The organism is Paracoccus sp. NIOT.M2S5SZ12 (assembly GCF_057748165.1).
In genome coordinates this window covers 156,683-173,909 of sequence record NZ_JBYLFR010000001.1, presented here as the reverse complement: position 1 = coordinate 173,909, position 17,227 = coordinate 156,683, and the positions used below count along the sequence as shown (strand labels likewise).

Here is a 17,227-nt window from a genome sequence, read left to right as displayed (position 1 = left end):
CCGCGGCCCCGTCCGCATGGCGTCCCTTCATCCCTGAACCAGACCGACCGCGCAGGCATCGCCCTGTCCGGTCACGACCATGGAGACCAAGAATGATCGCCGATCTTCACCCGCACAGCGCCCGCCTGCGTCCCGCCATGCACCGCCTGATCGCCCGTCACGGCGCGACGGCGGTCCTCTGGGCCGCGATCCGCGCCAGCCTGCTGCCCAGACGCAGGCGGCCCAGGCCGCCCGACCCGTATCTCATGTCCGCCCATCTGCGGCGCGACATCGGCCTGCCCCCGCCGGGGCCGCATGTGCCGCGTTACTACGAGCTGAGGTGAGAGCGGTTCCGGGCGGCGTCATCGGCGTCGCCCGGAGCCGGCAGGGCCAGTCCGGCCTCGGCCATCAGCCGGTCCGAGGCGGTCTCGATCTCGGCCTCCAGCCGGGGCAGGAACCCCTCCTGCGGGACCGAGGGACCCATGGCGGGCAGGAACTCGACCACGGCGCGGCCGGGGCGGATGCCCCACCCGCTGCGCGGCCAGAACATGCCGGTATTAACCGCGACCGGCACCACCGGCAGCCCGGTCGCGGCGCGGATCGTGGCCACGCCCTGCTTGTAGGACCTGCGCTGGCCCGGCAGGGTGCGCGTGCCCTCGGGATAGATGATCAGCTGGCCCAGCCCCTCGCCCGACAGGCGCTGGTTGATGGTGCTGCTGATCGCGGCCATGGCGTCGCGCCCGCGCGACCGGTCGATGGGGATGCAGCCGGTCTTCCAGGCATACCAGCCCATGACGGGCACGCGCATCACCTCGCGCTTCATGATGAAGGCGCGGCGGGGGACGGCATGGGCGATGACCATGATGTCCCAGAAGGACTGATGCTTGGCCGCGACGATGCAGTCGTGGGTCGGCGGCGTGCCGCGGATCTCGCAGGTCAGCCGCAGATGCACGCGCGCGGCCCAGATCATGTAGGCGATCCAGCGCGTGGCGACCCGGTTCGCCCCGGCCCGCCCGTGGCGCAGCGCGGGCAGGCCCAGCAGGCCGATCACCAGCGTGCCGACCGCGACGTTCAGATAGAACAGGACGTTCTGCACATACTGCCACGGCGTCAGCGCGCCCGGACGCGGATCGGTCATCGCACGGCCTCCAGCATCTTCAGCGCGGCCCAGCGGGTGGCCACGAAGCCCACAACCGACGCGACGACGGGGATGGTCAGCGGCAGCAGCCAGCCCCAGCCCTGAAAGCCCAGCCCGGTCAGGAAGCCGCCGGCGGCATTGGTCTGCGGCAGCATGGCGACGCAGGCCATCCCGGCCAGCGTGCCCGCCGCCGATCCGATCGCCGCGCGGCGGGTGAAACGGCGCACGAAGGCGGTGGCGATGGTCAGGTCGCGCGCCCCGATCAGCCGCAGCACGCGGATCACCTGACCGTTGGCGGCCAGCGCGGCCTTGGCCGCCAGCGTGATCATGGCCGCCGACGCGGCCCCGATCAGCAGGAGCGACACCACGCCCAGCAGGCGCAGCCGTTCGGCGGCCGAGACCAGCGGCCGGCGCCATTCGGTATGGTCGTCCAGCACCGCGTCGGGCACCTCGGCCTCCAGCCTGAGGCGCAGCCCATCGGCGTCGAAATCGCCGTCGACCGGCAGGTCGATCAGCGCGGGCACCGGCAGCGCGTCGACCGGCATGTCGGGGCCGAACCACGGCTCCAGCAGCTGCGCCAGCTCCTCCTGCGGCAGCAGGCGCGGCGTGCCGGTCGCGGGCGTCGCCTGCAGGATGCTCAGCGTCTGCTGGATGCGGGCCTCCTGATCGGCGGCCGGGGCGCTGACGCGGATGGTGACGCTGCCCGCGAGCTCGGCCGACCAGCGGTCGGCCAGCCGCCCCGTCGCCAGCGCCAGCGCCAGCGCGAAGACCGCCAGGAACGCCATCGCCCCGGCCGAGAACAGCGTCAGCTGCGCCGTGATGCCGGTCGGCGGCACGATCCGGTCGCCGGGCCCGTCCCGGTCGCCCACCAGCCCCTGCCACAGCGATCCGATGTTCATGCCCCGCCCTTTCAAAGATCGGCCTTTCACAGATCGGCCCCCGCCAGATGCAGCTGCCCGCCGGTGATGCGCAGCACGCGCGCCGTCACCTGCGCCTTGGTCGCGCGGATCAGGTTCAGGTCATGGGTCGCCACCAGCACGGTCTTGCCCGACTTGTTCAATTCGATCAGCAGCTGCATCAGCCGCATGGACATGTCCCAGTCCAGGTTGCCCGTCGGCTCGTCCGCCAGCACCAGATCGGGCGACAGGATCACCGCGCGGGCCAGGGCGGCGCGCTGACGCTCTCCGCCCGACAGCGAGGGCGGCAGGGCGCGGGCGTGCTGCGACAGCTGGACCCAGCCCAGCAGGTCGCGCAGCGCGTCCATGTCGACCTCCTCGCCGGCCACGGTCAGCGGCAGGGCGATGTTCTCGGCCAGGGGCAGGTGGTCCAGGAACTGCGGGTCCTGATGGACGACGCCCACCCGGCGGCGCAGGTCGGCGATGCCGTCGCGGTCCAGCGCGCGCATGTCCTGGCCGAAGGCGGTCATCTGCCCCGCATTCGGCAGCAGGTCGGCAAAGCACAGCCGCAGCAGCGTCGTCTTGCCCGAGCCGGACGGGCCGGTGAGGAAATGGAACATCCCCTGCTGCAGCGTCAGCGTCATGCCCGACAGCAGCTGGTCCTGGCCGTGATAGCCGAAACCCGCATCCCGCATCTCGATCAAGCGCCACCTCATTTCCCTGCGGCCCGTCTGGTGCGGACCCTGCGCGCCCGGCGCGACTTGGAAGCCGGACCTGCGCTTGATAGAACAGCCGACAGATGAATACGAGGGTGGCATGGCTGAATTCAAGTTGATCTGTCCCGGATGCGGCGCGGAATACGCCCTGCCGCCCGGCGCCATCCCCCCCACTGGCCGCGAGGTCGAGTGCAGCGACTGCGGCCATGTCTGGCAGGCCCGACCGGCCGCGCCGGAAGGCCGGCTGGATCTGGGCGGTTTCGCCCGCAGCGATGCGGGCGGCACGGGCGAGGACGCCCCCCGTCCGCTGCCTCCCGCGGCCCGGCGTCTGCCCGCAGACGTGCTGGACATCCTGCGCGACGAGGTCGAGCATGAGCGCCGCCTGCGCGCGGCCGAGCAGCAGGCCGTCGTCCGCCCCCCCGAGACCCGGCCCGACGGGACCGAGATCGACTGGCCCGCCACCACCCTCACCCGCGAGGCCGAGCCGGAACCTCGCCCCGCCGCCCCGACCGTCATCCGCCACGCCCGCAACGTCTCCGACGCGCCGCCCGCGCAGGCCGCCCGGTCCGAAACCCCACCGCCTGCCGCGGCACCGACGCGTCGGCAGGACCCTACGCCCGTCGCCCCGGAACCCGCCCAGCCCGCGCCCCCGGCCCCGGCGGTGCGGGCGTCCCGGCGGGGGCGGCTCGGGTTCCTTCTGGGGCTGGGCGTGGCGGGTGCGGTGCTGGCCGTCTATCTGGCCGCGCCGCTGGTCCAGTCGCAGGGCGGGCCGCTGGCCGACCTTCTGGGCGAATGGCGGGCCGATCTGGACGCGCTGCGGCTGTGGCTCGCAGAGCGCATCGGTGCCGCCTAGAACCGGTCCAGCAATCGGCCCAGATAATCCCGCTCATCCTCGGGGCGGCCCTGCTCGCTGCTGCGGCGGCGGATCTCGTCCAGCAGGTCGCGGGCGCGCCGGGCCGGGTCTGCGCCCTCGGACAACGGATCGCCGTTGGTGATGACATTGCCGCCGCCCTGGCTCTCGCGGCCCAGGGGGTCCAGCCGGGGCTGGCCCTGATAGGGTTGGCCGGGGGCGCCCTGGGCCGACTGGCCCGGCTGCTGGCCGGGCTGCTCTCCGTCGCCGCCCTGCTGGCCTTCCTGGCCCTCCTGCCCCTGCTGGGCCAGCATGTCGCCCAAAGCGCGCATCCCTTCGCGCATGGACTGGATCGCGTCGGCCTGACGCTCCATCGCGCCCGCCATGTCGCCGTCGCGCAGCGCGCGCTCGGCCTCCTCCATCGCGCGGCCGGCCTGATCCAGCTGGCGTCGCGCCGCATCTCCCTCGGGCGAGCCCTGCCCCGGCATCAGCCCCCGCTGCTGCTCCAGCTCCTCGCGCAGGGCGCGCTGACGGTCCGCCAGGCTCTGCCCATCCTGGCCCTCGGCCCCGCCCTGGCCCTGGCCCGGCTGACCCTGGCCCGGTTGGCGCTGCATGTCGCGGAAGGCCTCGTCCGACAGCTCCTGCTGCTGGCGCAGCGTGTCGGCCAGGCGGTTCATCGGTTGGCTGCCCGGACCGCCCTCGCCCTGTCCCTGCCCCTCGCCCTGCTGAACCTGAAGGTTCTCCATCATGCGGTTGAACTGCTCCAGCAGCGCCTCGGCCTCGGCCATGCGGCCCTCGTTCATCAGGCGCTGGATCTCGTCCATCATCTCCTGGATCTGGTCGCCGGTGATGGTCTGGCGCTGATCCTCGCCGCGATCCGGGCTGTCGGTGCGGTCCTGAGACTCGGCCTGCTCGGCCAGCATCTGCGTATAGGCATCGGTCGCCTCGCGCAGCTCGTCCATCAGGCGCTGGACCTCGTCGGGGCTGGCGCCGTTGCGGATCGCCTCGGACATGCGCTCCTGCGCGGCGCGCATCCGCTCCAGCGCGTCCGACAGGCCGCCATCCTCCAGAAGCACCGCCGCCTCCCAGAGGGCCTCAGCCAGCCGGTCGCGATCGGCCGGGGCCAGCGCGCCGCCCTCCAAGAGACCCACCGCGCTGCGCAGTTCCGTGTACAGGTCGTCCTCGACAAAGCCCTCCGGCTGCCAGGTCACCGCCCGGATGATCTCGGCGCTGCGCCGCGCATTCTCGCGCGACCACAGCAGATCGCGCCGCAGCTCGATCAGCGTCGCCGCCAGCGGATCGAAGAAGCGCCGCCCCGGCAGGGGCAGGGATGCAGGCTCTGACCGGCCGACCTGCTCGATCCCGTCCACGGCGCGCAGGGTGACGGTCACCGGCAGGTTCGCCCAGGGGTGGCGGGACAGGTCCTCGGCCAGCTGGCCCGCGATCTCGCGGCGGTCGCCGCGCGGCAGGGCCAGGTCCAGCGCCACCGGGTCGCGCGGCTCGGGATCGACCAGCAGACCGAAGCGGCGGTCCACCGCCGCCAGGTCCAGCGCGATCACCGCCTGGCCCGAGACGACGCCGTGATCGTCCCCGGCCTGGAACTCCTGGATCATCCGCCCGTCGGCGCGGCGCGTGGGCGCGGCCCCGGCGCGGATGACCGGCGGCGCGTCTGGCTGCACGGTCACCGCAAAGCGGCGGTTGCCGATGCTGATGCTGCCCGACCGTTCGGCGCGAAAGACCGGCGCCGCCGGGTCGTCGCCGATCTGCGGGCCGATGTCCTGATCCGGCACGACGCCCTCGGCATAGAAACGGAAGGCGATCTGGCTGCCCTTGGGCAGGTCCAGGCCCTGACCCTCGGCCAGGGCGTTCAGATAAACGGTGGGGCGGCGCGTGTAGGCGGGGGGCTCGGCCCAGCCCTCCCAGACGGGGCCCTGCGGCAGGGCGGGACCGGTGGCGGGCGGGGTCACGGTGGCCGCGATGGCGGCGATTCCCTGCCCCATCTGCCCCGCGCCGCCGAAGATCACCGCCATGACCAGCGCGACCAGCCCGGCCAGCCGCAGCGCGAAGGGGTCGCGCCGCGCCAGGTCCGCATCGGGGGGCACCGGGCGCGCCGCCTCGGCCGCCTGCCGCATCTGCGCCTGATGCGCGCGCCACAGCGCGCCCTCTCCGCCGATCGCGGCCCGGTCGCCCAGGGCGCTCAGCGGGCGTCCGGGCAGGGTCCGGTCCAGCCGCTCCACCGCCTCGGCCAAGGGCACGCGCCGGAAGCGCCAGCCGCCCCAGCCCGCCGCCACGACCACCGCGGCCAACCAGGCCCCGCCGACCCATGGCAGCACCGGGTCAGGCATCGCCGCCACCGCGCCCAGGGCCAGCGCCGCCAGCCCGAAGAACAGAAGTGTCGCCAGCAGCCAGAACGATCGCGCGGCCCGTTCCCAGGCCATGCCCGCCCGCGTCAGCCGCAGGGCGCGGCCGATGCGGCCGTCCGGCATGGCAAGGGGTTCGGGGGCGGTGCCGGAACGCGGCGCATGGCGGGGGCGGTCGGCCCCCGGCCTGTCATTGTTGCGGTGGCGCCGGATCAAAGCCATGCGGGGATGCTATCCCGCGCCAGCATTTCCTCAAACGTCGGGCGTGCCCGGATGACGGCGAAGTGATCGCCCTGCACCAGGACCTCGGGCACCAGGGGACGGGAATTGTATTCCGACGCCATCACCGCGCCATAGGCCCCGGCCGACCGGAACGCGACCAGCCCCCCTGCCGCCATCTCGGGCAGATCAGCACCCTTCTGGAACGTGTCGCCCGATTCGCAGACCGGTCCCACCACGTCGTAGGGCCGGACCGGCGCGCCGACGCCCGGCTCGTTCAGCGGGACGATGTCGTGATGCGCACCGTACATGGCCGGGCGCAGCAGGTCGTTCATCGCCGCGTCCACGATCAGGAAGTCGCGATCCTCGCCGTTCTTGACATAGATCACGCGGCTCAGCAGGACGCCCGCATTGCCCACGATGTTGCGGCCCGGCTCGATCTCGATCTCGCAGCCCAGATCGCCCACGGTGTCGCGGATCACCTGCCCGTATTCGATGGGCAAGGGCGGTGCGCTGTTGTCGCGGCGATAGGGGATGCCCAGGCCGCCGCCCAGGTCCAGCCGCGTGATGTCGTGGCCTTCGGCGCGCAGCGCGCGGGTCAGCTCAGCCACCTTGCGATAGGCGTCGCGGAAGGGCGCCAGATCGGTCAGCTGACTGCCGATATGGACGTCCACGCCCACCACGCGCAGCCCCGGCAGGGACGCGGCCTCGGCATAGACCTCCATCGCGCGGCTGATCGGGATGCCGAACTTGTTCTCGGACTTGCCGGTGGCGATCTTCTCATGCGTCTTGGCGTCCACGTCGGGGTTCACGCGGATCGCGACCGGCACCGTGGCGCCCATGCTGACGCAGAGCGCCGACAGGGCGCGCATCTCGGGCTCGCTCTCGATGTTGAACTGGCGGATGCCGCCCTCGATCGCCATGCGCATCTCGGGGATGGTCTTGCCCACGCCCGAAAAGACGATCCGCTCGCCCGGCACGCCGGCGGCCTTGGCGCGCGCGTATTCGCCGCCCGAGACCACGTCCATGCCCGCGCCCAGATCGCCCATCAGCTTCAGCACGGCCAGGTTGCTGTTCGACTTGACCGCAAAGCAGACCAGGTGGTCGGTCCAGTCCAGCGCCTGCCGGAACAGGCCGAAATGACGCGTCAGCGTGGCCGCCGAATAGACATAGACCGGCGTGCCGACCTGGCTTGCGATGCAGGACAGGGGCACGTCCTCGGCGTGGAGTTCGCCGTTCTTGTACAGGAAGTGGTCCATTCAGAGATTGGCCGACACACCGATCCGCGCATCGCCGCTGACGGTCACGCCCATCTGCTGCTGCACGGGCTTCTCGACCGGGCGCTGCGGGGCGCCGTCCACGCCGCAGCCGGCCAGCACCGCGACCATGACGACCAGCACGACGACGATGATGGTGATGTTTCTCATGCCAGTTTCTCCTTCCAGCGGGCGATCTGCGCGCGCACCTGCGCGGGCGCGGTCCCGCCATAGCTCTGCCGCGATGCGACGGAATTGTGCACGCCCAGCACATTGAACACATCGGCGGTGATCTGACCATTCACCGATTGCATCTGCGCCAGCGTCAGGTCGGGCAGATCGACGCCGCCCTGCTCGGCCATGGCCACCAGCGACCCGGTGACGTGATGAGCGTCACGGAACGGCAGGCCCAGTTCGCGCACCAGCCAGTCGGCCAGATCCGTCGCGGTCGAGAACCCGGCCCCCGCCGCGGCCTCCAGCCGGTCGCGGTTGGCGGTTAGGTCCGACAGCATGCCGGTCATCGCGGCCAGGGCCAGCATCAGCGTGTCGGCCGCGTCAAAGACCTGTTCCTTGTCCTCCTGCATGTCCTTGGAATAGGCCAGCGGCAGGCCCTTCATCACCGTGAACAGCGCGACCGTCGCGCCCAGGATGCGGCCGATCTTGGCGCGGATCAGCTCGGCCGCATCGGGGTTGCGCTTCTGCGGCATGATCGAGGACCCGGTCGACCACTTGTCCGACATGGACACAAAGCGGAACTGGGCCGAGGACCAGATCACCATCTCCTCGGCCAGGCGCGACATGTGGACGGCGCAGATGCTGCTGGCCGACAGAAATTCCAGCGCGAAGTCCCGGTCGCTGACCGCATCGAGGCTGTTGGCCATGGGCCGGTCGAAATCCAGCGCGGCCGCGGTCATGTCGCGGTCGATCGGATAGCCGGTGCCCGCCAGTGCCGCCGCGCCCAAGGGCGATTCGTTCATGCGCCGACGCGCATCCTGAAACCGCGACAGATCGCGCCCGAACATCTCGACATAGGCCATCATGTGATGACCCCAGGTCACCGGCTGCGCGGTCTGCAGATGGGTGAATCCTGGCATGACCCAATCGGCGCCCCGTTCGGCCTGGCCCAGGGCCGCGCGGATCAGCGCGGTCAGCCCGTCGATGGCCGCGTCGCACTGATCGCGCACCCACAGGCGGAAATCGGTCGCCACCTGGTCGTTCCGGGACCGGCCCGTATGCAGGCGTCCCGCGGGTTCGCCGATGATCTCCTTCAGGCGGGCCTCCACGTTCATGTGGATGTCCTCCAGGTCGGTCCGGAAGGGAAAGTCGCCCGCCTCGATCTCTGACAAGACGGTGAGCAGGCCTTCCCCGATGGCCTCGGCATCGCTACCCTTGATGATGCCCGTGGCCGCCAGCATGGCGGCATGGGCGCGGCTGCCCCGGATGTCCTGTGCATAGAGGCGCCGGTCGAACCCGATCGAGGCGTTGATCGCCTCCATGATCGCGTCCGGCCCGGCGGCGAAACGCCCGCCCCACATGCTGTTGGCGGAGGTCCGGGGCCGGTCGGTCATGGCAATTCCTTCGGAGGTCACATGCTGCGTTCCGCCCTGCTTTATACGGCCCTTGTTTTCGGTGCAAACACCGCCTTCGCGGCAGAGCCCGACTGGCAGGCCGCGCGCGACGGGGGGCTGGACAAGCTGGTCGTGGCGGAAAGCCCCGTCCCGGTCGCCCGGACCGAATTCACCGACCGCGACGGGGCCGCGCAAACGCTGGCCGACCGGCAGGGCAAGGTCGTCCTGGTGAACTTCTGGGCCACCTGGTGCGCGCCCTGCCGCGAGGAGATGCCCGCCCTGGACCGCCTGCAGGCCGAACTGGGCGGCGACGACTTCGAGGTTGTGACCATCGCCACGGGCCGCAATTCGGTGGAGCGCATCGACGCCTTCTTCGAGGAGGTCGGCGTCGAGAACCTGCCGGTTCTGCTGGACCCGCGCCAGCAGGTCGCGCGCGAGATGGGCGTGGTCGGCCTGCCCGTCACGGTGCTGATCGACCGCGAGGGCCGCGAGGTGGCGCGCTATCTGGGCGATGCCGAATGGGGTTCGGAGGCCGCCAAGACCCTGATCACCCAGCTGACGGCGCCCTGAGCGCCGCGTGCCGGTGGCAGGTCACGACATGGTCGTTCACCATGCCCGTGGCCTGCATGAAGGCATAGGTGATCACCGGCCCGCAGAACCCGAAACCGCGCGCCTTCAGCGCCTTGGACATGGCCTGCGATTCGGGCGTGTCGGTCGGCACGTCGCGCGAATCGCGCCGCTCGGGCTGCATCGGGTCGCCGCCGGTGAAGGACCACAACCATGGCGCGAACCCCTCCTGCGCCTCGACCGCCAGGAAGGCACGGGCGCCGCGCACGGTGGCCTCGATCTTGCCGCGATGACGGATGATGCCGGGGTTGGACAGGGCGCGGTCGATGCGCGCCGCGTCCCAGGCCGCCACGCGTTCGGGGTCGAAGCCGTCGAACTCGGCCCGAAAGGCGTCGCGCTTGCGCAGGATGGTGATCCAGGACAGGCCCGCTTGGAACCCGTCCAGGACCAGCTTCTCCCACAAGGCGCGGGGGTCGCGTTCCGGCACGCCCCATTCTGTGTCGTGATAGGCCACATAGACCGGGTCGCTGCCGCACCACGCGCATCGGTTCAGCATCTGTTAACCCAAAGTTGAATTAGCGGTCACGATTCACCGCAGGTTAAGCCAATATGGGCAGACTGCAAGCAGACCCCGAGTCGTATGAGGCCACCCCGTGAGCGACAGAACCATGGACAACAGCTCGCCCCTGGAAGACGCGATCCGGCATCAGGATCGCATCACCCTCGCCGCCGTCGCGGCCGCGGTCGAGAAGGGCAGCGGCGTGCTGGCCTTCCAGCCCATCGTGCAGGCGCAGCGGACGAAGACGCCCGCCTTCTACGAAGGGCTGATCCGCATCATCGACGACAGCGGCCGCCTGGTGCCGCTGCGCGATTTCATGCCCCAGGCCGAGACGACCGAGCTTGGCCGCAAGATCGACTGCCTGTCGCTATCCCTGGGCCTGCAGACCCTGGCAGAGGATCCGGGCCTGCGCCTGTCGATCAACATGTCCGCGCGCTCGATCCTCTATCCCGACTGGATCGGCACGCTGCGCCGCGGGATCGCGGACCAGCCGACCCTGGGGGAACGGCTGATCCTGGAGATCACCGAGAGCAGCGCCATGGGCATGCCCGAGGAGGTGCAGACCTTCATGGCCGAGGTGCAGGGATACGGCATCAGCCTGGCCCTGGACGATTTCGGCGCGGGCTACACCTCGTTCCGCTATCTACGGGACTTCTGCTTCGACATGATCAAGATCGACGGCCAGTTCATCCGCGAGATCGCAGCCAAGCCCGACAATCAGGTGCTGACCCGCGCGCTGCAATCCATCGCGCATCATTTCGACATGTTCACCGTCGCGGAATCGGTCGAGACCGCCGAGGAGGCGGCCTTCCTGATCGATATCGGCATCGACTGCCTGCAGGGCTACTATTTCGGCGCGCCCACCATCGCCCCGCCCTGGAAGAAGCCGCCGTCGCTGGCCACGCGCTGAGCGGCGGGCGCGGCGCGGCGCAGCCTTCGGCTTGACGTTGCGTCGCCAAACGGCATCCTGACCGCAGGCCGGCTTGTCCGGCACAGCTGGGAAGGAGTCCTCACGTGACCAAAGCCGTTATCGTATCCGCCGCACGCACCCCGGTCGGAAGTTTCCTGGGCGCATTCGCCAACGTGCCCGCGCACGATCTGGGCGCGGCCGTGCTGGCCGAGGTCGTCCTCCGCGCGGGCATCGACGCGGCCGAGGTCGACGAGACGATCCTGGGCCAGGTCCTGACCGCCGCCCAGGGACAGAATCCCGCCCGCCAGGCGCATATCAAGGCGGGCCTGCCGCGCGAATCCTCGGCCTGGGGCATCAACCAGGTCTGCGGTTCGGGCCTGCGCGCCGTGGCGCTGGCCGCGCAACAGGTGATCCTGGGCGATGCCCGCGTGGTGCTGGCCGGCGGGCAGGAGAGCATGTCGCTGTCCGCGCATGCCGCCTATCTGCGCGCGGGCCAGAAGATGGGCGACATGCAGTTCATCGACACGATGATCCGCGACGGGCTGTGGGACGCGTTCAACAACTATCACATGGGCCAGACGGCCGAGAACGTCGCCAACCAGTGGCAGATCAGCCGCGACCAGCAGGACGAGTTCGCGCTGGCCTCGCAGCACAAGGCCGAGGCCGCCCAGAAGGACGGCCGCTTCGACGACGAGATCGTGGGCTTCACCGTCAAGACCCGCAAGGGCGACACGGTCGTCGACAAGGACGAATACATCCGCCACGGCGCGACCATCGAGGCCATGCAGAAGCTGCGCCCCGCCTTCACCAAGGACGGGTCCGTCACCGCGGCCAACGCCTCGGGCCTGAACGACGGCGCGGCCGCGGTCATGGTGATGTCCGAGGACGAGGCCGCCCGCCGCGGCCTGACGCCCCTGGCGCGGATCGCCAGCTATGCCACCGCCGGCCTGGACCCCGCGATCATGGGCACCGGCCCGATCCCGGCCAGCCGCCGCGCGCTGGAGAAGGCCGGCTGGTCCGTGGGCGATCTGGACCTGGTCGAGGCGAACGAGGCCTTTGCCGCCCAGGCCTGCGCGGTGAACAAGGACATGGGCTGGGACCCCTCCATCGTGAACGTGAACGGCGGCGCCATCGCTATCGGCCATCCGATCGGCGCCTCGGGCGCGCGCATCCTGAACACGCTGCTGTTCGAGATGCGCCGCCGTGACGCGAAGAAGGGCCTGGCCACGCTGTGCATCGGCGGCGGCATGGGCGTCGCCATGTGCCTGGAGCGCTGACACCACCGGGCGCGCAACGATCTTGCGCGCCTAGATTTCTTTGATTAGCAATATTTCAAGAACCTAGAACAGGAGGGGGACCATGTCGAAAGTCGCACTTGTTACCGGAGGATCGCGGGGCATCGGCGCCGCCATCTCCAAGGCGCTGAAGGAGGCGGGCTATACCGTCGCAGCCAATTATGCGGGCAATGACGACGCCGCGCGCGCCTTCACCGAGGAGACGGGCATCAAGACCTACAAATGGTCGGTCGCCGATTACGACGCCTGTGCCGAGGGCATCAGGCAGGTCGAGGCCGATCTGGGCCCCATCGCCGTGCTGGTCAACAACGCCGGCATCACCCGCGACGCCATGTTCCACAAGATGACGCCCCAACAGTGGAAGGAGGTCATCGACACCAACCTGACCGGGGTCTTCAACATGACCCATGGCGTCTGGAACGGCATGCGCAACGCCAAGTTCGGCCGCGTCATCACCATCAGCTCGATCAACGGGCAGAAGGGCCAGGCTGGTCAGGCGAACTATTCCGCGGCCAAGGCGGGCGATCTGGGCTTCACCAAGGCGCTGGCCCAGGAGGGCGCGCGGGCGGGCATCACGGTCAACGCGATCTGCCCCGGCTACATCGGCACCGAGATGGTGCGCGCCATCGACGAGAAGGTCCTGAACGAGCGCATCATCCCGCAGATCCCCGTCGGCCGCCTTGGCGAGCCCGAGGAGATCGCGCGCGCCGTGGTGTTCCTGGCCGCGGACGATGCGGGCTTCATCACCGGCTCGACCCTCAGCGCGAATGGCGGTCAGTTCTTCGTCTGAAGCACGACCCGCGACCGCAACAAGAAAGGCCCGCGCATCCCGCGCGGGCCTTTCCCGTAAGGCGGTGTCCGTTCAGTGACCCAATCGGGTGATCTGCTCCTTCAGGCGCAGCTTCTCGCGCTTCATGGCGGCGATTTCGTGGTCGCTGGTACTGGGGCTCCTTTGGGCCCGCTCCACTGCGACCGAAAGGTTCTGATGCTTCTTGCGAAGCTCCTCGACATGGGAAGCAACCGTCATCGCGTACTCCTCTTTGTTGTCTCGAACACCCTCAGTGCAGCACAGCATCGCGATTCTGTCACGCGACTTTCGCAATTCCCATGTCGATCGGCAGCCCGTCGCGCAGGATGCGGGCAGTGGCCGGGCTCAGCCCTCCGTCCTCACCCGCCGCGTCATGCGTCAGCAGCGGCGCCAGCAGCCGCAGCGGCGTCCGCGCCCCCTTGCGCGCGCAGACCAGCACCCGCCCGGCCTCCGCCCCCTGCCGCGCCGCGACGGGCCGGATCGCGATGCCGCCGGCCTGTCCCGCCAGCGCCGCGATCAGCCCGTCCAGCCGGTCGGCGCGCTGGATCGCCGTCAGCCAGCCACCGGGGCGCAGCCGCCGCAGCCCCGCCTCGACCCACAGCGCCAGCGGCGTCTCCTCGGACCGGGCCTGCGCGCGGCCCGCATCCGGCGCGGGCGTGCCGCCCAGGAAATAGGGCGGGTTCATGATCACCTGATCGAAGGCCATCGCCCGAAGCGCCCCGGGCATGGACAACAGATCGCCCGTCAGCACCCTGAGCGCGATGCCGTTCGCCGCCGCGTTGACGCGGGCCAGCGCCGCATAGTCCTCCTGCCGTTCCAGCCCGGTGATGGTCAGGTCCGCCACCCGCCAGCCCAGGCAGAGGCTGGCTACCCCCGCCCCGCAGCCCAGTTCCAGCACCGCCTGCCCCGGCCGCGCCGGACAGGCCGCGGCCAGCATCACCGCATCCGCCCCCGCGCGATAGCCGCGCGCGGGTTGGGCGATGCGCAGCCGCCCGTCCAGAAATCCGTCGATGCGGGTGTCAGTCATCCAGGCCGTTGTCGCGCAGGATGGCGCGGGCCATGAACTCGTCGCGGTCCGCGACCATCAGCCGCGCGGGCAGGATGCCGATGGAGCCTTCCAGCACGCTCATGTGCTGATCCATCGGAAAGGTGGCGATCCCCTCGGATTCCAGCAGGCTGGTCGCGGCGGACATGCGGACGGGATCGTTGCTGCGGAAAAGCTCTTTCATGGGCGCGACGTTAAGCGGCGGTTGCGCATTTGTCGATGCCGTGGCAATGCGTTGGGTGCAGACACGGGGTACGCTATGACTGTGCAGGAGAACGTCCGCAAACCGCTGGACCGGCTGAGCGAGGCCCTGACCGCCGAGATGGAGGCGGTCAACGCGCTGATCCGCGACCGCATGGCCAGCCGCCATGCCCCCCGCATCCCCGAAGTGACGGCCCATCTGATCGAGGCCGGCGGCAAGCGCCTGCGCCCGATGCTGACCCTGGCTACGGCCAAGCTGCTGGGCTATCCCGGGCCGTGGCACATCCATCTGGCCGCCACGGTCGAGTTCATCCACACCGCCACGCTGCTGCATGACGATGTCGTGGACGAAAGCCGCCAGCGGCGCGGGCGCCCGACGGCGAACCTTTTGTGGGATAACAAATCCAGCGTGCTGGTCGGCGACTATCTGTTCGCCCGCAGCTTTCAGCTGATGGTCGAACCCGGCAACCTGCGCACGCTGGAGATCCTGTCGAATGCCAGCGCCACCATCGCCGAGGGCGAGGTGCTGCAGCTGACCGCGGCGCAGGACCTGGCCACCGACGAATCCGTCTATCTTCAGGTGGTGCGCGGCAAGACGGCGGCGCTGTTCTCGGCCGCGACCGAGGTGGGCGGCGTCATCGCCGGCGCCCCCGACCGCCAGGTGCAGGCGCTGTTCGACTATGGCGACGCCCTGGGCGTCAGCTTCCAGATCGTGGACGACCTGCTGGATTACGGCGGCGCGACCGAGACCATCGGCAAGAACGTCGGCGACGATTTCCGCGAACGCAAGCTGACGCTGCCGGTCATCAAGGCCGTCGCCCGCGCCACCCCCGAGGAGCGCGCCTTCTGGTCGCGCACCATCGAGGCGGGCGACCAGCGCGAGGGCGACTTGGATCACGCCCTGTCGCTTCTGGCGCGGCACGGCGCGATGGAGGCCGCGCGCGCCGACGCGCTGGCCCATGCCGCCCGTGCGCGCCGCGCGCTGGAGCAGCTGCCCGACCATCCGATCCGCGACATGCTGGCCGATCTGGCCGATTTCGTCGTCAGCCGGGTCGCCTGACCCCCCAGCTCCGCCCCCACCGTCCCGTCGCCCGCGCCTGACCGCGGGCGGGCGCCCCACGGGCCGCGACGGCCCGGCCCCGCCCGGTCGGCATGCGCCGCAAATGCAGGCAGATCGCGCAAATCCGGCCCATAATTGCGGCAGTTCCCGTCTGACCATCCCGAATCCCTGCCCGCGCCCTGTGCAAGAGGCCGGATTGTGCCGATCCAAGGGGCGATGTTCGCCGCATTGCGGCCCGTGGGGTAAGTTGAGGATGAGAGAAGTATGAGAACGCTTTCCGCATATGGTCTTCTGGCGGCGACGCTGTCCGTCGTCCCGGCCTTCGCACAGGATGCTGCCGCCCCGGTGGTCGAGGCCGCGGCCCCGATCGCGGACAAGGGCGATGCGGCCTGGCTGATGATGTCGGCCATCCTGGTCATCATGATGACGCTGCCGGGGCTGGCGCTGTTCTATGGCGGCCTGGTGCGCGCCAAGAACATGCTGTCGGTGCTGATGCAGGTCCTGACCATCTTCAGCATCATCGCCATCCTGTGGATCGCCTTCGGCTATTCGCTGGCCTTCACCGGCGCCGGCAGCGCCGAGGATGCGGGCTTCCTGACGCCCTATATCGGCGGGCTGTCCAAGGCGTTCCTGTCGGGCGTGACCACGGCGTCGCTGGCCGAGACCTTCTCGACCGGCGTCTATGTGCCGGAACTGGCCTTCGTGATCTTCCAGATGGCCTTCGCCTGCATCGCCTCGGCGCTGATCGTGGGCGCCACGGCGGAGCGGCTGAAATTCTCGGCCATCCTGCTCTTCGTGGTGATCTGGTTCGTGTTCTCCTACATCCCCATGGCCCACATGGTCTGGTGGTGGGGCGGCCCGTCGGCCTATGACGCGCCCTCGGGGCTGCTGTTCGGGCATGGCGCGCTGGACTTTGCCGGCGGCACGGTCATCCACATCAACGCGGGCGTGGCGGGCCTGGTCGCGGCCATGGTCGCAGGCCCCCGCATCGGCTATCGCAAGGAGCTGCTGGCCCCGCACAACCTGACCTTCACGCTGGTCGGCGGCTGCATCCTGTGGGTCGGCTGGTTCGGCTTCAACGCGGGCTCGAACCTTGAGGCGAACGGGCTGACGGCGCTGGCGATGATCAACACGGCGGTGGCGACGGCGGCGGGCGTGCTGGCCTGGTCCTTCGGCGAATGGATCATGCGCGGCCATCCCAGCCTGCTGGGCGGCATCTCGGGCGCCATCGCGGGCCTGGTCGGCGTGACGCCCGCCGCGGGCTTCGTCGGACCGATGGGCGCCATCGCGATCGGCCTGGTCGCCGGCCTGGCCTGCATGTGGTTCGTGATCTCGTTCAAGGCGCGCATGGGCATCGACGACAGCCTGGACGTGTTCGGCATCCATGGCATCGGCGGCATCGTGGGCGCGGTGCTGACGGGCGTCTTCGCGGCCCCCTCGCTTGGCGGATCGGGCGTCTTCGACTACTCGACCGGAGCGGTCGGCGAATACGCGATGGGCGCGCAGGTCTGGAACCAGACCCTGGGCGTGATCATCGCGGTGATCTGGTCGGCGGTCGTGTCCTTCGTGGCCATCCACATCGTCAAGGCGCTGATCGGACTGCGCGTCAGCGACAGCGACGAGCGTCAGGGCCTGGACGTCACCACCCATGGCGAGAACGCCTACAACTGATCGCGCGACGGCGATCACGGTGGAAGGCCCGGCCCGCGACGGCCGGGCCTTTCGCATGCCGCGCGCCCGCGGCATCGGCGGGAAAAATCACGCTTCGGTCAGGCCAATTCCCCCCGTGGCAATCTTGCT

19 protein-coding genes are annotated in these 17,227 nt (G+C 70.1%); 8 read left to right on the top strand and 11 right to left on the bottom strand.

Annotation, left to right across the window (positions count from 1 at the left end):
- Positions 1–92 precede the first annotated feature (92 nt).
- Positions 93–323 carry a hypothetical protein gene (locus AC2SGK_RS00870; RefSeq protein ID WP_488321715.1) on the top strand — a complete coding sequence of 77 codons (231 nt, stop codon included), beginning with the start codon at positions 93–95 and terminating at the stop codon, positions 321–323.
- Here the strand turns inward: AC2SGK_RS00870 and AC2SGK_RS00865 are convergent.
- The 3 genes from AC2SGK_RS00865 to AC2SGK_RS00855 are packed head-to-tail and all read right to left on the bottom strand — an operon-like array spanning position 308 to position 2,717.
- Entirely contained in the window at positions 308–1,117 is an 810-nt protein-coding gene (locus AC2SGK_RS00865) for a lysophospholipid acyltransferase family protein (protein WP_488321714.1), read from the bottom strand. The genes AC2SGK_RS00870 and AC2SGK_RS00865 overlap by 16 nt on opposite strands.
- Complete coding sequence (locus AC2SGK_RS00860; protein WP_488321713.1) at positions 1,114–2,016, bottom strand: cell division protein FtsX; 903 nt, start codon at positions 2,014–2,016, stop codon at positions 1,114–1,116. The genes AC2SGK_RS00865 and AC2SGK_RS00860 overlap by 4 nt, the downstream gene beginning before the upstream one ends.
- A gap of 26 nt (positions 2,017–2,042) precedes the next feature.
- Complete coding sequence (locus AC2SGK_RS00855; protein ID WP_411838399.1) at positions 2,043–2,717, bottom strand: cell division ATP-binding protein FtsE; 675 nt, start codon at positions 2,715–2,717, stop codon at positions 2,043–2,045.
- Between the two features lie 112 nt (positions 2,718–2,829).
- Here AC2SGK_RS00855 and AC2SGK_RS00850 point away from each other — a divergent pair, with 112 nt between their 5' ends.
- Positions 2,830–3,582, top strand: coding sequence for a zinc-ribbon domain-containing protein (locus tag AC2SGK_RS00850; protein WP_488321712.1), 753 nt, complete (start codon positions 2,830–2,832; stop codon positions 3,580–3,582).
- Here the strand turns inward: AC2SGK_RS00850 and AC2SGK_RS00845 are convergent.
- Genes AC2SGK_RS00845 through argH form a run of 4 tightly spaced genes read right to left on the bottom strand, consistent with a single transcriptional unit; the run spans position 3,579 to position 8,982 of the window.
- Complete coding sequence (locus tag AC2SGK_RS00845) at positions 3,579–6,161, bottom strand: DUF4175 domain-containing protein (RefSeq protein WP_488321711.1); 2,583 nt, start codon at positions 6,159–6,161, stop codon at positions 3,579–3,581. The two genes, AC2SGK_RS00850 and AC2SGK_RS00845, sit on opposite strands and share 4 nt — an antisense overlap.
- The gene (lysA, locus tag AC2SGK_RS00840) at positions 6,152–7,417 is read right to left on the bottom strand and encodes a diaminopimelate decarboxylase (protein ID WP_488321710.1); all 1,266 of its coding nucleotides are present in this window, start codon (positions 7,415–7,417) and stop codon (positions 6,152–6,154) included. Before lysA ends, AC2SGK_RS00845 begins: the two co-directional genes overlap by 10 nt.
- Positions 7,418–7,585, bottom strand: a complete 168-nt coding sequence (locus tag AC2SGK_RS00835) for a hypothetical protein (RefSeq protein WP_488321709.1) — start codon at positions 7,583–7,585, stop codon at positions 7,418–7,420.
- The gene (argH, locus tag AC2SGK_RS00830; protein ID WP_488321708.1) at positions 7,582–8,982 is read right to left on the bottom strand and encodes an argininosuccinate lyase; all 1,401 of its coding nucleotides are present in this window, start codon (positions 8,980–8,982) and stop codon (positions 7,582–7,584) included. Before argH ends, AC2SGK_RS00835 begins: the two co-directional genes overlap by 4 nt.
- A 21-nt stretch (positions 8,983–9,003) precedes the next feature.
- Here argH and AC2SGK_RS00825 point away from each other — a divergent pair, with 21 nt between their 5' ends.
- Positions 9,004–9,552, top strand: coding sequence for a TlpA disulfide reductase family protein (locus tag AC2SGK_RS00825; RefSeq protein WP_488321707.1), 549 nt, complete (start codon positions 9,004–9,006; stop codon positions 9,550–9,552).
- Here the strand turns inward: AC2SGK_RS00825 and AC2SGK_RS00820 are convergent.
- On the bottom strand, positions 9,530–10,105 hold the full coding sequence (locus AC2SGK_RS00820) for a DNA-3-methyladenine glycosylase I (RefSeq protein ID WP_488321706.1): 576 nt from the start codon (positions 10,103–10,105) through the stop codon (positions 9,530–9,532). The two genes, AC2SGK_RS00825 and AC2SGK_RS00820, sit on opposite strands and share 23 nt — an antisense overlap.
- Before the next feature lie 112 nt (positions 10,106–10,217).
- Between AC2SGK_RS00820 and AC2SGK_RS00815 the strand changes: the two genes are divergently transcribed.
- The 3 genes from AC2SGK_RS00815 to phbB all read left to right on the top strand — a co-directional run bounded on the left by AC2SGK_RS00815 (position 10,218) and on the right by phbB (position 13,103).
- Positions 10,218–11,018, top strand: a complete 801-nt coding sequence (locus tag AC2SGK_RS00815) for an EAL domain-containing protein (protein ID WP_488321886.1) — start codon at positions 10,218–10,220, stop codon at positions 11,016–11,018.
- Between the two features lie 104 nt (positions 11,019–11,122).
- Positions 11,123–12,295 (top strand): acetyl-CoA C-acetyltransferase, encoded by a 1,173-nt coding sequence (locus tag AC2SGK_RS00810; RefSeq protein ID WP_488321705.1) that lies wholly within the window; start codon positions 11,123–11,125, stop codon positions 12,293–12,295.
- An 82-nt stretch (positions 12,296–12,377) separates the two neighbouring features.
- Positions 12,378–13,103 (top strand): acetoacetyl-CoA reductase, encoded by a 726-nt coding sequence (phbB, locus tag AC2SGK_RS00805; RefSeq protein WP_488321704.1) that lies wholly within the window; start codon positions 12,378–12,380, stop codon positions 13,101–13,103.
- 72 nt (positions 13,104–13,175) lie between these two features.
- On the opposite strand, the gene AC2SGK_RS00800 is transcribed toward phbB, so the two are convergent.
- The 3 genes from AC2SGK_RS00800 to AC2SGK_RS00790 are packed head-to-tail and all read right to left on the bottom strand — an operon-like array spanning position 13,176 to position 14,314.
- Positions 13,176–13,340 (bottom strand): YdcH family protein, encoded by a 165-nt coding sequence (locus AC2SGK_RS00800; RefSeq protein ID WP_488321703.1) that lies wholly within the window; start codon positions 13,338–13,340, stop codon positions 13,176–13,178.
- Between the two features lie 58 nt (positions 13,341–13,398).
- On the bottom strand, positions 13,399–14,148 hold the full coding sequence (locus AC2SGK_RS00795; RefSeq protein ID WP_488321702.1) for a tRNA1(Val) (adenine(37)-N6)-methyltransferase: 750 nt from the start codon (positions 14,146–14,148) through the stop codon (positions 13,399–13,401).
- Complete coding sequence (locus tag AC2SGK_RS00790) at positions 14,141–14,314, bottom strand: putative signal transducing protein (RefSeq protein ID WP_488321701.1); 174 nt, start codon at positions 14,312–14,314, stop codon at positions 14,141–14,143. The genes AC2SGK_RS00795 and AC2SGK_RS00790 overlap by 8 nt, the downstream gene beginning before the upstream one ends.
- Positions 14,315–14,425: 111 nt before the next feature.
- Here AC2SGK_RS00790 and AC2SGK_RS00785 point away from each other — a divergent pair, with 111 nt between their 5' ends.
- Positions 14,426–15,427, top strand: a complete 1,002-nt coding sequence (locus AC2SGK_RS00785; protein WP_488321700.1) for a polyprenyl synthetase family protein — start codon at positions 14,426–14,428, stop codon at positions 15,425–15,427.
- A 264-nt stretch (positions 15,428–15,691) separates the two neighbouring features.
- A complete protein-coding gene (locus tag AC2SGK_RS00780) occupies positions 15,692–17,098 on the top strand; it encodes an ammonium transporter (protein WP_488321699.1) in 1,407 nt (468 codons plus the stop codon).
- The last annotated feature ends 129 nt before the right edge of the window (positions 17,099–17,227 follow it).